General features: G+C 67.8%; 7 protein-coding genes and 1 pseudogene. 4 read left to right on the top strand and 4 right to left on the bottom strand.

Translation table 11 applies throughout. The annotated features are described in order from the left end of the window. Nucleotides 1-81 precede the first annotated feature (81 nt). Entirely contained in the window at nucleotides 82-1,212 is a 1,131-nt protein-coding gene (locus B7R22_RS04910) for an AI-2E family transporter (RefSeq protein ID WP_253258885.1), read from the top strand. Nucleotides 1,213-1,472: 260 nt separating this feature from the next. After that, nucleotides 1,473-2,675: pseudogene (locus B7R22_RS04915) on the top strand (IS110 family transposase). A 105-nt stretch (nucleotides 2,676-2,780) separates the two neighbouring features. On the opposite strand, the gene B7R22_RS04920 reads toward B7R22_RS04915, so the two are convergent. The 3 genes from B7R22_RS04920 to B7R22_RS04930 all read right to left on the bottom strand — a co-directional run bounded on the left by B7R22_RS04920 (nucleotide 2,781) and on the right by B7R22_RS04930 (nucleotide 7,750). Further along, nucleotides 2,781-3,092, bottom strand: coding sequence for a hypothetical protein (locus B7R22_RS04920; protein ID WP_116410681.1), 312 nt, complete (start codon nucleotides 3,090-3,092; stop codon nucleotides 2,781-2,783). A gap of 369 nt (nucleotides 3,093-3,461) precedes the next feature. Further along, nucleotides 3,462-5,684, bottom strand: coding sequence for a 1,4-alpha-glucan branching protein GlgB (gene glgB / locus B7R22_RS04925; protein ID WP_116410682.1), 2,223 nt, complete (start codon nucleotides 5,682-5,684; stop codon nucleotides 3,462-3,464). Continuing rightward, nucleotides 5,684-7,750 carry an alpha-1,4-glucan--maltose-1-phosphate maltosyltransferase gene (locus tag B7R22_RS04930; RefSeq protein WP_116410692.1) on the bottom strand — a complete coding sequence of 689 codons (2,067 nt, stop codon included), beginning with the start codon at nucleotides 7,748-7,750 and terminating at the stop codon, nucleotides 5,684-5,686. The genes glgB and B7R22_RS04930 overlap by 1 nt, the downstream gene beginning before the upstream one ends. A 212-nt stretch (nucleotides 7,751-7,962) precedes the next feature. Between B7R22_RS04930 and glgP the strand changes: the two genes are divergently transcribed. Beyond that, complete coding sequence (glgP, locus tag B7R22_RS04935) at nucleotides 7,963-10,578, top strand: alpha-glucan family phosphorylase (protein WP_116410683.1); 2,616 nt, start codon at nucleotides 7,963-7,965, stop codon at nucleotides 10,576-10,578. Between the two features lie 180 nt (nucleotides 10,579-10,758). Here glgP and glgX read toward each other — a convergent pair whose 3' ends face one another. Continuing rightward, nucleotides 10,759-12,822 carry a glycogen debranching protein GlgX gene (gene glgX / locus B7R22_RS04940; protein WP_116410684.1) on the bottom strand — a complete coding sequence of 688 codons (2,064 nt, stop codon included), beginning with the start codon at nucleotides 12,820-12,822 and terminating at the stop codon, nucleotides 10,759-10,761. Nucleotides 12,823-12,889: 67 nt separating this feature from the next. Here glgX and B7R22_RS04945 point away from each other — a divergent pair, with 67 nt between their 5' ends. Beyond that, the gene (locus tag B7R22_RS04945; protein WP_116410693.1) at nucleotides 12,890-14,506 is read left to right on the top strand and encodes an aminotransferase class V-fold PLP-dependent enzyme; all 1,617 of its coding nucleotides are present in this window, start codon (nucleotides 12,890-12,892) and stop codon (nucleotides 14,504-14,506) included. The last annotated feature ends 208 nt before the right edge of the window (nucleotides 14,507-14,714 follow it).

Consider the following 14,714-nt stretch of genomic DNA (forward strand, 5'->3'; position numbering starts at 1 on the left):
GGGCGGGCCGGATGCTCGTCACACGACGGCCCTCGCTGTCAATGACCCATCCCGGGCATCCGGCTGCAATACAGTCGACCTATGATGTTTCGACGCTCCCGCCCCGCCCCCGTTCCGTCGCAGGCGAAGATCGCGCCTGAGGTCACGGTCGCCACAGAGGGTCGGCAGTCCTTCGCGCAGATCAATGCCTTCAAGATCGGCCTGCTCGGCGCGCTGGGCGTGCTGGTCGCGCTCGTCATCGGGGGAATCGTCTCCCAGCTGGGCACCGTGCTGGTCTACGTGGGCGTCGCCCTCTTCATCGCTCTCGGGCTCGACCCGCTGGTCTCACGGCTCTCGAAGCGGATGCCACGGGGCCTTGCCATCGGTGTCGTGTTCGGCATCGTGGTCGCCGTGCTGGCAGGGCTGCTGTTGACGATCATCCCGATCATCGTGGGGCAGACCTCCAACCTCATCACCGATCTGCCGGGCTACTTCACGAGTCTGCAGAACGCCGAGTGGGTGAAGAACCTCGAGCAGCAGCTCTCGGGAGTGGTGAGCGTCGACGACATCATCAAGAACGTGCAGTCGTTCTTCAGCCCTGACAAGATCCTCGGGATCGGCGGCGGCCTGCTTGCTGTGGGCGCCGGGGTCGCGAGCGGGATCACCGGCACCGTCATCGTGCTGATCCTGACGCTGTACTTCCTCGCGTCGCTCCGGTCGATGAAGCGCATCGTGTACCGGTTCGTGCCGGCCACCAAGCGTTCGGGGTTCGCGGAGATCACGGAACAGATCACGCAGGCGGTCGGCCGCTACGTGGTCGGGCAGATCGCGCTGGCGCTAGTGAACGGTGTGCTGAGCTTCATCTTCCTCACGATCATCCAAGCGCCGTTGCCGGTGCTGCTGGCGTTCATCGCGTTCCTGCTTTCGCTCGTGCCGCTCGTCGGTACGGTCACCGGATCGGCGATCATCGTACTGATCAGCCTCTTCGCCTCGCCGCTCACGGCGCTGGTCGCGGCGATCTACTACCTCGTCTACATGCAGGTCGAGGCATACATCCTCAGCCCGCGCATCATGAACCGGGCCGTCTCCGTGCCCGGGGCGGTCGTCGTGATCGGTGCCGTCGCGGGCGGCACGATCGGCGGTGTTCTCGGAGCTCTCGTCGCCATCCCGATCGCGGCTTCGGCGATCATCATCATCGAGAAGGTCGTCTTCCCCCAGCAGGACGCCAAGTAAGGACGACGCCCGTCCCCCCGCCCCGTTACTTTCTTTGTAGCCGTTGGGGAGTCATTCTTGATGGTGTTGGCCTGCCGGGCCCGGCATGATTGTTGCCCCCAGTCGTTTGATGATCCGGGGGGTGTTGTCACCGGGTCTGGTTGGGCTGTGAGTGATCGCTGATAGGGGCTGGGTCACAGGTTTCTGAGGCCGTTCGTAACGTGGATGCTGGGACTCACCGCCTATGGCTGGGCCAACGTTCGAACACGAGCGGAGGAGCGATGTCAATCGAGAAGTATGACCAGGTCGACGTTTTCATCGGCGTCGATGTGGGGAAAGGCGAGCATCACGCGGTCGCGTTGGACCGGGCCGGTAAGACCCTGTTCGATTAGGCTTTGCCAAACGACGAGGCGAGGCTCCGTGAACTCATCGTCCGGCTGAAGCGGCACGGTCAGGTGTTGTTCGTCGTGGATCAGCCCGCGACGATCGGGGCCCTCCCGATCGCCGTCGCGCAGGCTGAAGGGGTGCTCGTGGGTTACTTGCCGGGCCTGGCGATGCGCCGGATAGCTGACCTGCACGCGGGTGAGGCGAAAACTGACGCCCGGGATGCTGCGATCATCGCGCAAGCCGCCCGGACCCTGCCACACGCGCTGCGGTCGATCCAGCTCGCTGACGAGCAGGTCGCGGAGCTGTCGATGCTGTGTGGTTTCGATGATGACGTCGTTGGGCAGGCGACCGCGACGAGTAACCGGATCCGTGGCCTGCTGACCCAGATCCACCCCGCGCTCGAGCGGGTGATCGGTGCGCACCTCGATCATCGGGCGGTGCTGGATCTGCTGCAACGCTACCCATCACCCGCAGCGATGAAGGCTGCAGGGGCCACACGGCTCGGGAACCGGTTGGTGAAGCTCGCACCCCGGATGGGTCGCCGCCTCGCCAACGAGATCGTGCAGGCCCTGTCGGAGCAGACCGTTGTCGTGGTCGGTACGACCGCTGCGGCCCTCGTGCTCCCCAGGCTCGCGGAGCAGCTCTCCGGGCTGCGCCGGCAACGCGCGGAGATCGCGGCCGAGGTCGAACGTCTCGTGGAGGCCCACCCTCTTCAGCCCGTCCTGACGAGCATGCCCGGAGTCGGCGTCAGGACCGCAGCACGGCTCCTCACCGAGGTCAGCGGGAAACACTTCGCGACCGCCGGGCACCTCGCCGCGTACGCCGGCCTCGCCCCTGTCACGAGACGTTCCGGTACCTCGATCCGTGGCGAGCACCCCTCACGCCGCGGCAACAAAATCCTGAAACGGGCCCTGTTCCTGTCCGCTTTCGCAGCGCTCCGCGACCCGACATCCCGCGCGTACTACGACCGCAAAATCGCTCAAGGAAAACGACACAACCAGGCCCTCATCGCCCTCGCCCGACGACGCTGCGACGTGCTCTACGCCATGCTCCGCGACGGCACCCTGTACCAAACCAGCCACCCACTCAACGCTTGACAAAAACATAGGGGCACCCCCCCACATCCAGGAGTCGAAAAACGCCCCAATACCTCCGGTTTGGGGCGTTTTTCGACTCCGCAGGTGATCAGCGCGGGCGGGGCTTCAGGTCACCACGATCCCATCTACGATGAAGGCACCCTCGAGGAAGTAGCTGTCGACCCGGGGATTGCACTTCTGCGGGAAGAAGGCGACATGGGAGTCGGCTGCGGTTGACAGCGCGGTGAGGATGCAGTGCTGATCACTGCTGGCCGCAGGGATTTCCATCCGGAGCTCAAGCGTGCTGCGGAACCGATCCATCGAAGCTGTGACGCCAATCCGAGAAGGTCCGGAACCGTCATCGCAGGTGGCCCAAGCGATGAAGTCCGACTCGTCGATTGTGGAGGTGACCCCGTAGGTAGCTATAGCCGTCGACATAGTGGCTTGCTCCGAGGCTGAGCGGAGAGCCCTTGATCACAAACGGAACCTGAGACACAAGCGTCGGCACGGGCGGTGTCCATGCCTCCGCTGAGGTGGATCCCCCGAACACTGTCAACGCGACGGTTCCCGCAGCGGCAAATACTGCACAACGTCGAGCGATACTCGTGGACGTTTGACGGGGGTGATGGGGTTCAGACCTGGGTGACCTCTTTCTGTGGGCGCCTCCTTCGCGTTCCCTGGAAGAGACCCCTCGAAGGCTGTCTCATTACGCCACTTCGCGAACACGGGCAGTAGGCGCACCCATCCGATGAGGAGGGGGGTGGGGTCGCGGACGGGCCCAGCGACGGGGCGCGGGGGCGCGCGGGGTCAGGGGCGGCGGCGGGGCTTCAGGTACAGGGCCGCGAGAGGGGGGAGCGTCAGCTCCACCGAGGCGGGGCGGCCCTGCCACGGCACGTCCTCGGCCGTGACGGCACCGAAGTTGCCGACACCCGAGCCGCCGTACTCGAGCGCGTCCGTGTTGATGATCTCGTCCCAGATCCCGCCGAAGGGCAGCGAGACACGGTAGGGGCCGACCGGGGCACCGCTGAAGTTCATCAGCACCGCGATGGGGTTGCCGTCGGCATCCCAGCGGAGGAACGACACGAGGTTCTTCTCGCTCGACCCGCCGTCGATCCACTCGAAGCCGGCCGATTCGTTGTCCCGGAGCCAGAGCGCCGGGTTCTCGCGGTACACCCGGTTCAGCGACGACACGAGGTGCAGCAGCGAGCGGTGCACCGGCTGGTCGAGGATCCACCAGTCGAGCCCCCGCTCCTCGCTCCACTCGGACGGCTGCCCGAACTCCTGGCCCATGAACAGCAGCTGCTTGCCGGGGTGTGCCCACATGAAGCCGAGGTACGCACGCAGGTTCGCGAGCTTCTGCCAGTGGTCGCCCGGCATCTTCGAGAGCAGGGATCCCTTGCCGTGCACGACCTCGTCGTGCGAGATCGGCAGCATGAAGTTCTCGCTGAACGCGTAGACGAACGAGAACGTGATCTCGCCGTGTCGGTACGAACGGTAGAGCGGGTCGGTCTCGATATAGGCGAGGGTGTCGTGCATCCAGCCCATGTTCCACTTGATGCCGAAGCCGAGCCCGCCCTGTGAGGTGGGCTTCGTGACGCCCGGCCAGCTGGTGGACTCCTCAGCGATCATCACGATGCCCGGGTAGCGCTTGTAGGCGGTGGCGTTGGCCTCCTGCAGTAGGCTGATCGCCTCGAGGTTCTCGCGCCCGCCGTATTGGTTCGGCAGCCACTCGCCATCTTTGCGGGAGTAGTCGAGGTAGAGCATCGAGGCCACGGCGTCGACCCGCAGGCCGTCGATGTGGAACTCCTCGAACCAGTAGAGGGCGTTCGCGACCAGGAAGTTCCGCACCTGGGAGTCGCCGAAGTTGAACACGAGAGTGCCCCAGTCCGGCTGCTCGCCGCGCCGCGGGTCTGGATGTTCGTAGAGGGGCTGCCCGTCGAAGTTCGCCAGCGCGAAGGCGTCTTTCGGGAAGTGGCCCGGCACCCAGTCGAGCAGCACGCCGAAGCCCGCCTGGTGCAGGCGGTCGATGAGGTACCGCAGGTCATCCGGAGTTCCGAACCGCGCCGTCGGCGCGTAGTAGCCCGACACCTGGTAGCCCCACGAGCCACCGAAGGGATGCTCGGCGAGCGGCATGAACTCGACGTGGGTGAAGCCGAGCTCGTTCAGGTAGTCGATCAGGGGATCGGCGAGTGTGCGGTAGTCGAGCCCGGGCCGCCACGATCCGAGGTGCATCTCGTACACGCTCATCGCGGAGTTGTGCGGGTCGGTCGCAGCGCGCTTCGTCATCCATTCAGTGTCGCCCCACTCGTAGAACGAGTCGGTGATGATGGATGCGGTCTGCGGGGGCACCTCTGAGCGGCGCGCCATCGGGTCGGCCTTCTGCACCCACCCACCGTGCTGGGAGAGGAGTTCGAACTTGTACGCGCTGCCGGGCTCGAGGTCGGGGATGAAGACCTCCCAGACCCCTGTCGAGCCGAGGCTTCGCATGGAGTGGCGCGTGCCGTCCCAGCCGTTGAAGTCGCCGATCACGCGCACGGCGCGGGCGTGCGGGGCCCAGACGCTGAAGGCCGTGCCGGTAAAGGCTCCGTTGATGCCCTGCTGTGTGCGGTAGTGGGCACCGAGCACGTCCCAGAGCTGCTCGTGGCGGCCTTCGCCGATGAGGTGCAGGTCGAGTTCGCCGAGCGTCGGGGCGAAGCGGTAGGGGTCGTCGGCGCTCCACACCGATCCGTCGTCGTAGGTCGCGTCGATCGAGTAGTCCTCGAGCCCGGTGATCGTGAAGCCCTGCCAGATGCCGCCGTAGAGGTGCTGGAGCGAGGTGCGGGCGCCGTTCGCGAGAACAGCGCTCACCTCGCTGGCGAGCGGGCGGAGGGTGCGGATGACCGTGACCTGGTCACCCTCGCTCGACGGGTCGACCAGATGCTGGCCGAGCACGCTGTGCGGGTCGAAGTAGGAGCCTGTCGCCACCTGCTGCAGCACGTGCTCGGGCACGGCGCTGTGGCTGAGGGCGGTGAGGCCGTCGATCTGGGACATCAGTGGGAATCCGTTCCGTCGGAGGAGGGCGTGGCGGTGGGGGTGGTGGCTGCGGGCGAGAGCGATTCGGCTTCGGCGGAGGGGTCGGGCTCGTAGCGCACCGAGAGGATGTGCACCGGCTCGGCGAAGGCGTTGAGGCGCACATAGTTGTCCGCGCCCCAGATCCATGAGTCTCCCGTGATCTGGTCGGTGACCCGGAACGTCGCGCCCGGCTCGATGCCGAACTTCGTCACGTCGAGGCGTACCGTCGTCTCCCGCACCGAGTGCGGGTCGACGTTCGCGACGACGATCAGGCCGTCGGGCCGCCCGCTCGTGGTGTACTCGCCCGCAATGTACTTGCTGTAGACGAGGATCGAGTCGTCGTCGGCGGCGTGGATGTCGAGATTCCGCAGCTGGGCGAGGGCCGGATGCTCGTTCCGGATCTGGTTCAGCCGGGTGATGTACGGCGTGAGCGACAGCCCCGACGCCTCGGCGGCCTCGAAGTCGCGCGGCCGGTACTCGTACTTCTCGTTGTCGATGTTCTCCTCGGAACCCGGGCGTGCGACGTTCTCGACGAGCTCGTAGCCCGAATAGACGCCCCAGGTCGGTGCGCCAGTGGCAGCGATCGCGGCACGCACCTTGTAGGCCGGGCGGCCGCCGAACTGGAGGTACGCGTGCAGGATGTCGGGGGTGTTCACGAACAGGTTCGGCCGGAAGAACGCCGCCGTCTCGTGTGAGAGCCCATCAAGGAACTCCTCGAGCTCCTCCTTCGTGTTCCGCCACGTGAAATAGGTGTACGACTGTGTGAAACCGACCTTCGCGAGCGTCTGCATGAGCGCGGGCCGGGTGAAGGCCTCGGCGAGCCAGATGACACCGGGCGTCTCGGCGTTCACTGTACCGATCAGCCACTCCCAGAAATCGAGCGGCTTGGTGTGCGGGTTGTCGACGCGGAAGATCTTCACCCCGGCCGCGATCCAGAATCGGATGATCCGGAGCGCCTCGGCGCGGATGCCCGACGGATCGTTGTCGAAGTTGATGGGGTAGATGTCCTGGTACTTCTTAGGCGGGTTCTCGGCGTACGCGATCGAGCCATCGGGGAGGGTGGTGAACCACTCCGGGTGCTCCTTGACCCACGGATGATCGGGGCTGGCCTGCAGAGCGAAGTCGAGCGCCACCTCGAGCCCCGCACGGTTTGCGGCCTCGACGAAGATCGTGAACGCGGCCATGCCACCGAGGTCGGGGTGCACGGCGTCGTGCCCGCCGGCCGCGCCGCCGATCGCCCAGGGGGAGCCGGGATCGCCGGGTTCGACCGTGAGCGAGTTGTTCGGGCCCTTGCGGAAGGCCTCGCCGATCGGATGGATCGGCGGCAGGTAGAGCACGTCGAAGCCCATCGCGGCGACCTCGGGGAGACGGGCCGCGGCGGTGCGGAAGGTGCCGCTGGTCCACGTGCCGTCGTCGGCCTGGGAGGCGCCGAGGGAGCGCGGGAAGAACTCGTACCAGGAACCGAAGCCCGCCCGCTGGCGCTCGACGTTCAGGGGCTGCCACTCGGAGTAGGTGTCGAGGCTGGCGAGCGGTGCGGCTTCGATCGCTCCGACGACAGCCGGGGAGGTGGCGGCCGCCAGTCGGTCGGCCGCCGGGGTGGCCGTGTCGACGACCGCTGCGGCGAGGTCGAGGAACAGGGTGCGCACGGCCCCGGGCCTCGTGCCGTCGGCACCGGCACGGGTGAAGAGCTCCCCGGCGATCTGGAACATCAGCTCGACGTCGATGCCGGCCGGAACCTTGATCGAGGCGTTGTGGTGCCAGGTCTCGTAGTCGTCGCTGAACGCACGGATGCGGAACGCCCAGGCGCCCTCGGTGCTCAGCTGTGCAACGGTCTGGTAGCGGTCGATGCCGACCCCGATCATCCCGAGCCCGAAGCTCGACACCACGCCGGCGGGATCCCGGAGCTCGAGGCGTGCCCCCACGGCGTCGTGGCCCTCGCGGAAGACGGTGGCTCCGAAGGGCACCACCTCGCCCGCATAGGCCTTGGCCGGCCAGCGGCCGCCGGAGACGGAAGGGAACACATCCACGATCGGGATGCGACCGATGGCAGGAGTGAACTCACTGCCCCCCGTCGCAGCAGCCGCCTTCGACTGTTTGATCGTCGTGCCTTTTACTGTCGTTTTCGCCACTGTCTTAGCCACGGTTCGACCCTACCGACAAAGCCGCCGGAACCGCCCGTCAACATTCGGCCCTTGCGCGTTTGGCGTTCCGTAACCTATTCGCTCTAGGCTTTGGCAAAACTCAGAAGGAGCTGTGCGTGAAGGCCATCAGGAAATTCACCGTTCGATCCGTTCTCCCGCCGGAGCTCTCTGCCGTGGGAGAACTCGTCGCCAACCTGCGCTGGTCCTGGCACGAGCCGACCCGCAGGCTCCTCGCACACATCTCGCCCGACGACTGGGAGGCGACGACCGGGGATCCGATCGCGCTTCTCGGCGCGGTGGCCCCGGAGCGGCTCGCCCAGCTCGCCGCAGACGAGGGCTTCGTGGCCTGGGCGAACAGCCTCCGCGACGACCTCAACCGCTACCTGACCGAACCGCGCTGGTACCAGGCCGAGGAGGAGCCGAAGCCGGCGAGCATCGGCTACTTCTCACCCGAGTTCGGGATCGCCGCTGCGCTGCCGCAGTATTCGGGCGGTCTCGGCATCCTCGCCGGCGACCACCTGAAGGCGGCCAGCGACCTCGGCGTGCCGATCATCGGCGTCGGACTTTTCTACCGGGCCGGCTACTTCCGCCAGGCGATCTCGCGTGACGGCTGGCAGCAGGAGAGCTACCCGGTGCTCGACCCCGACGGCCTGCCGCTCAGCGTGCTGCGCCTCGCCGACGGGTCGCCCGCCCAGGTGGTGCTGGCGCTGCTGGATGACCGGGCGCTCTATGCGCGCATCTGGCAGGCCCAGGTGGGCCGGGTGAAGCTGCTGCTGCTCGACACCGACATCCCCGACAACGACGACGACCTGCGCTCGGTCACCGACCGCCTGTACGGCGGCGGGGGAGAACACCGGCTTCTGCAGGAACTGCTGCTCGGCATCGGCGGCGTGCGCGCCCTGAAGATCTACAGCGAGCTCACGGAGACGGCAGAGCCCGAGGTGTTCCACACCAACGAGGGGCACGCGGGGTTCCAGGGCCTCGAGCGCATCTGCGACCTGATCGGCGAGGGACTCTCGTTCGACGTCGCCCTGCAGGTCGTGCGGGCCGGCACCGTCTTCACGACCCACACGCCCGTGCCCGCCGGCATCGACCGGTTCGACGCGTCGCTCGTGGAGCGCTACTTCTCTACCGACCTGCTGCCGGGTGTCGATGCGCACGCGGTGCTGGCGCTCGGCAACGAGGTCGCCAACGGTGGTGTCGCCGGCATGTTCAACATGGCCGTGATGGGCCTCCGTCTCGCGCAGCGCGCGAACGGCGTCTCGCAGCTGCACGGCGAAGTGAGCCGCGGGATGTTCGCGGGTCTCTGGCCCGGATTCGACCAGTCGGAGGTGCCGATCACGTCGGTCACCAACGGTGTTCACGCCCCGACCTGGACCGACCCGCTGCTGATCGAACTCGCCGAGAACAAGCTCGGCACCTCGGAGACCGCCACGGCGAACTGGGCGTCGCCCGACGTGACAGACGACGACCTCTGGGCGGTGCGGAACGACATGCGCCGCCAGCTGGTCTTTGACGCCCGGCACCGCGTCACCGAGGCGTGGCTCGAGCAGAGCCCCGGCTCCATTCCGCCGGCCTGGTACCGGGGGCTCCTCGACCCGAACGTCCTCACCATCGGGTTCGCACGCCGGGTGCCGACCTACAAGCGCCTCACCCTGATGCTGCACGACCCGGCGCGGCTGAAGTCGATCCTGCTGAATCCTACGCAGCCTGTGCAGCTGGTCATCGCCGGCAAGTCGCACCCGGCCGACGAGGAGGGCAAGCGCCTCATCCAGAAGCTGGTGCAGTTCGCCAGCGACCCCGAAGTGCGGCACCGCATCGTGTTCCTGCCGAACTACGACATCGGGATGGCGCAGAAGCTCTACCCGGGCACGGATGTGTGGCTGAACAATCCGCTCCGTCCGCTCGAAGCGTGCGGTACCTCCGGGATGAAGGCCGCGCTGAACGGCGGGCTGAACCTGTCGATCCTCGACGGCTGGTGGAACGAGTACTACGACGGAGAGAACGGCTGGGCCATCCCGACGGCCGACTCGGTCGACACCCCTGAGGAGCGCGACCAGCTCGAATCGGAGGCGCTCTACGACCTCATCGAGCACCAGGTCGCGCCGCGTTTCTACGACCGCAATGCCCAGGGCGTGCCGGAACGCTGGACGCAGTCGATCCGGCACACGCTCGCGACCCTGTCGCCGTCGCTCTCGGCTGAGCGGATGGTTCGGGAGTATGCGTCTCGCCTGTATCTGCCGGCGGCGGCCGCCGCGCACGCCGTCATCGACGGCGACTATGCCGTCGCGGCCTCACTCTCGGAGTGGAAGGAGCGCGAACGCGCGGCCTGGCCATCGGTTGCGGTCGTGCACGTCGAATCCGGCGGGCTCGACGACACTCCGCAGGTCGGCGACGAACTGCAGGTGCGCGCGCGGGTGAACCTCGGTTCGCTGACGCCGTCCGACGTGTCCGTGCAGGTGGTCTATGGACACACGACGAACGGGGACCAGCTCGCGGATACCCGCACTGTCGCCCTCTCGCCGGCCGTTCTGGCGACGAACACGACGCCGATCACGGTCGTGACGCCGGGCACGGAGGCCGCGCAGAGCGACTCCGAGGGGCTCTACGGATTCTCGGGGCTGGTGAAGCTCGAGAAGGCGGGCTCGTTCGGCTACACGGTGCGCGTGGTGCCGCGGCACGAGAACCTGGCGTCGTCGGCCGAGCTCGGGCTGATCGCGGCCGCGCGGTAGCCGCGCCCGCGCCGACGCGCCGACGCGCCGCCCACCCGGCGCGCAATTCAGGCAGGGAGCGCCGCCATCGTCCATTGCGACGCGGCGGGGCTCCCTGCCTGAATTGCGCGCCGGGCCCGGCCGGGCCTGCCCGGGCCAGGCCTGGCCTGGGCAGGGCAGGGCTGGGCCGGGCCGCGCGGGTCAGTGGGCGCGGTACAGCTGCATCGACGAGGCGGCGACGGGCACCTGGACTCCCGGTTCGAGGGCGGGGAGCTGGGCATCCGGAGCCGTCGGCGCGTCGTCGGCGCTGTCCCAGAGCAGCTCGTACGAGCCGACCCCCTCATGCTCCGGCAGGGTGATCGTCGTCGGCTCCTCGACGCCGTGGATCACGACGAGCACGCGGTTGAACTCCTCGTGCTCGGGCGTCGAGGCCACGAGGAACTGCAGCGTGCGGTTCTCGGGGCTGTTCCACTCGACGTTGCTCATCTCGCCACCGCAGGCGTCGTACCAGTCCATCTGGCTCGCGCTCGGCGTCGTCTCGCCGAACACCCCGAAGTGCGAAGGGCGAAGCGCCGGGTTCTCGCGCCGGAGCTTCAGCAGGTGCTGCGTGGTCTGCCAGAGTCCGTTCTGCCAGCGGCGGCGGTCCCAGCTCAGCCAGGTCAGCTCGGAGTCGTGGCAGTACGCGTTGTTGTTGCCCTTCTGGCTGCGGCCGAACTCGTCGCCCGCCGTGATCATCGGGACGCCGGCCGAGAGCAGCAGGGTGCCCATCAGGTTCCGGATGGTGCGTCGCCTGGTCGCCTCGATCGTGCGGTTCGGCGTGGCACCCTCGACGCCATGGTTGTAGGACATGTTGTTGTCGGTGCCGTCGCGGTTCGACTCGCCGTTGCCCACGTTGTGCTTCACGTCGTACGCCGTGAGGTCGGCCAGCGTGAACCCGTCGTGGGCGGTGATGAAGTTGATCGACGCGAGCGGGCCGCGGTGCTGCTGGAAGGTGTTCGCCGAGCCCGCGAGCCGGGTGGCGAGCATCCCGACCCCGTCGCCCGGCGAACCGTGCTCGCGGATCGACTTCGTGTCGCGCAACCAGAACTTCCGCATGCGGTCGCGGTAGCGGTCGTTCCATTCGTGCCAGCCGGGCTTGAAGTTGCCGGTCTGCCAGCCGCCCATGCCGACGTCCCACGGCTCGGCGATCATCTTCACGTTCGCTAGGTCGGGGTCGTTCGTGATGGCATCGAGCAGTGGATGATCGGGGTCGAAGTAGACGTCTTCGTTGCGTCCGAGCGTTGCGGCGAGGTCGAAGCGGAAACCATCGACCTGCACGTCGTTCGCCCAGTACTTCAGCGAGTCGAGGATCAGGCGGGAGACCGCGGGCACGCTGGTGTCGACACTGTTGCCGCAGCCGGTGACGTCGATGTAGGTGCCCGCCTTCGTCTGGCGATAGTAGTTGGCGTTGTCGATGCCGCGGAAGCTCGACCGCGGTCCGGTGATGCCCTCTTCGGCTGTGTGGTTGTACACGACGTCGAGGATGACCTCCAGCCCCGCCTCGTGCAGCAGCTTCACCATGCCCTTGAACTCGCGGAGCACCGCGCTCGGCCCACCCTGCTGCGCCGCCTTCGTGCCATAGAACGAGTGCGGGCTGAAGAAGTTGAGAGTGTTGTAGCCCCAGTAGTTGCTGAGGCCCTGCTTCATCAGGCGGCGCTCGCTCACGAACGCGTGCACCGGCAGGAGCTGCACCGCAGTGACGCCCAGCTTCTTCAGATAGCTGATCGTGGTCTCGTGTGCGAGGCCAGCGTAGGTGCCGCGGAGGTTCTCGGGCATCCGCGTGTTCAGCTTGCTGAGGCCCTTCACGTGGCCCTCGTAGATCACGGTGTGGTCGAGCGGGGTGTTCGGTTTCGTCGCGCCGTTCCAGTCGAACTCGTCGTCGACGACCACGCCGCGCCAGAGGTCCGGGCCAGTACGGGTGAGGCCCCGGGCGTACGGGTCGAGCATGAGCGTGTTCGGGTCGAAGGAGTTCCGCGGATGGTGGGAACCGTTCGGGCCGGTCACGCGCAGGGCGTACTTGCGGCCGGGGCTCAAGGACTTCGTGCGGGCCATCCAGACGTTGTTGTCGTCCCGGCTCATCGCGACGGTCTTGAAGATCCAGTTCGCGTCGCGGTTGTCGAAGAGGCACAGCTCTACGGCTGTGGCGTTCTCGGACCACACACGGAGCTCCCCACCTGCTGCCGTCTGACGGATGCCGAGGTGGGCGAAGGGGTCGGCCTGAGTCATGAGTCTTAGAGTAGTGAATGGTTGTTACAGCAATGTTTTGGCGATGTTCAGGGAGTGGTGTCTGGGTTTGGTTGTCTACCTCGATCACGCGGCGACCTCGCCGCTGACGCCCACCGCGCTCGCGGCATATGTCGGCGCGCTCGGCGTGGTCGGCAACCCGTCGTCGATCCATAGCCAGGGGCAGCAGGCGAAACGGATGCTCGAGGAGGCCCGCGAGGCGGTCGCAGCGTCGCTCGGGGCGGAGCCGGTCGAGGTAGTGTTCACGTCGGGCGGCACGGAGTCGATCAACCTCGGGGTGAAGGGGCTGTTCTGGGCGCGGCAGGGCGCGGGCGCGGCGGCCAGCCGGGGTGGCGGTGCGGGTGGCGCGGCGCCGGCGGGCGGTGCTGGTGTGAGCGCGGCGCCGGTGGGCGGTGCCGCGGGCGCGGGTGGTGCGGCGGGTGCCGCGGGCTCGGATCGCGCGGCGGGTGATGCGGCCGGTGGCGGTGCGCGTCTGCGGCGGCCGCGCGTGCTGGTGCCGGGCGGCGAGCACCACGCGACGAACGACGCGGTCGAGTGGCTCGTGCAGTACGAGGGTGCTGTCGTCGAGTGGCTGCCCGTCGACGCTTTCGGCCGCCTGACGCCAGAAGTGCTCGAGGCGGCGCTCGCGGCTCACCACCCCGCGCAGGCTCTCCAACCGTCCACGGCCGCCGCGGGCACGGACGTCGACGTCGAAGGGGCTCAAAACGCGCCAACGGGCATCCGGAACCGCGATTCGGGTCCCTTGGGTGGGTCGCGCTCGCCAAGGACGGCCGTCGGCGCAGGACACGGCGACCGCGAAGGGACCCAAAACGCGCCAACGGGCATCCGGAACCGCGATTCGGGTCCCTTGGGTGTGACTGACGAGACCGGCGGGCGTGAGGTGGGCGCGGGCGCGAAGGGCGCGGGTGCAGACGACGTTGCGCTGGTGACGTTCCTCTGGGGCAACAACGAGGTGGGCACGATCCAGCCGGTGGCCGAGCTCGCCGCCGTTGCTGCGAGATACGGTGTGCCGGTGCACGTCGACGCCGTCTCGGCCTATGGGTACGTGCCGATCGACTTCGATGCGTTGGGTGTCGCCGCGCTGAGCGTCTCGGCGCACAAGATCGGCGGGCCGGTCGGCGTCGGCGCGCTGCTGCTGTCGCGCACGGCCGAGGTCGTTCCGCTGATCCACGGCGGCGGGCAGCAGCGCGGGCGTTCGGGCACCCAGGACGCAGCCGGGGCCGTCGCGTTCGCCGCCGCCGCGACAGAGGCAGTGGCTCAGCTCGCCGCGTTCGCCGCGCAGGTCGGTGAGCTCCGGGACCGGCTGGTGGCGGGCATCCACACGGCCGTGCCGTCCGCCGTGCTGAGGGGCGACCCTTCGCCAGCCGGACGGCTTCCCGGCAACGCGCACTTCACATTCCCCGGTTGCGAGGGTGATTCGCTGCTGTTCGTTCTGGATGTCGCAGGCTTCTCCGTCTCGACCGGCTCAGCCTGCCAGGCCGGGGTGCCGGAGGTGTCGCACGTGCTGACGGCGATGGGTGTGCCCGAGCAGGAGGCGCGAGGCGCCCTCCGCATGACGCTCGGCCACGGTTCGACGGAGGCCGACGTCGACGCCCTCGTGGCGGCGCTCCCGGCGGCGGTCGCACGCGCCGCCCGGGCCGGCTTCGCCGACCGCGTCGTCGCCTGACCCCCCACCCGCCCCGGCCCGCCCCACCCGCCCCCGCCCCACCACCTCGATCGGGGAGTCGATTTCCGCCCCAAGATCGGCGGTGGAGTCATATGGTCGTTGCAACGTCTGATCTGATTGGTGCGTTGCATGGTTCGTGTGAGTCGTGTGGTTTTGGACGAGTTTCTGGACCTGGTATCGTCGGGGTCGTCGTTGACGTCTGCTGCGG

Source organism: Subtercola boreus (assembly GCF_003399635.1).
GTDB classification, from domain to species: domain Bacteria; phylum Actinomycetota; class Actinomycetes; order Actinomycetales; family Microbacteriaceae; genus Subtercola; species Subtercola boreus_B.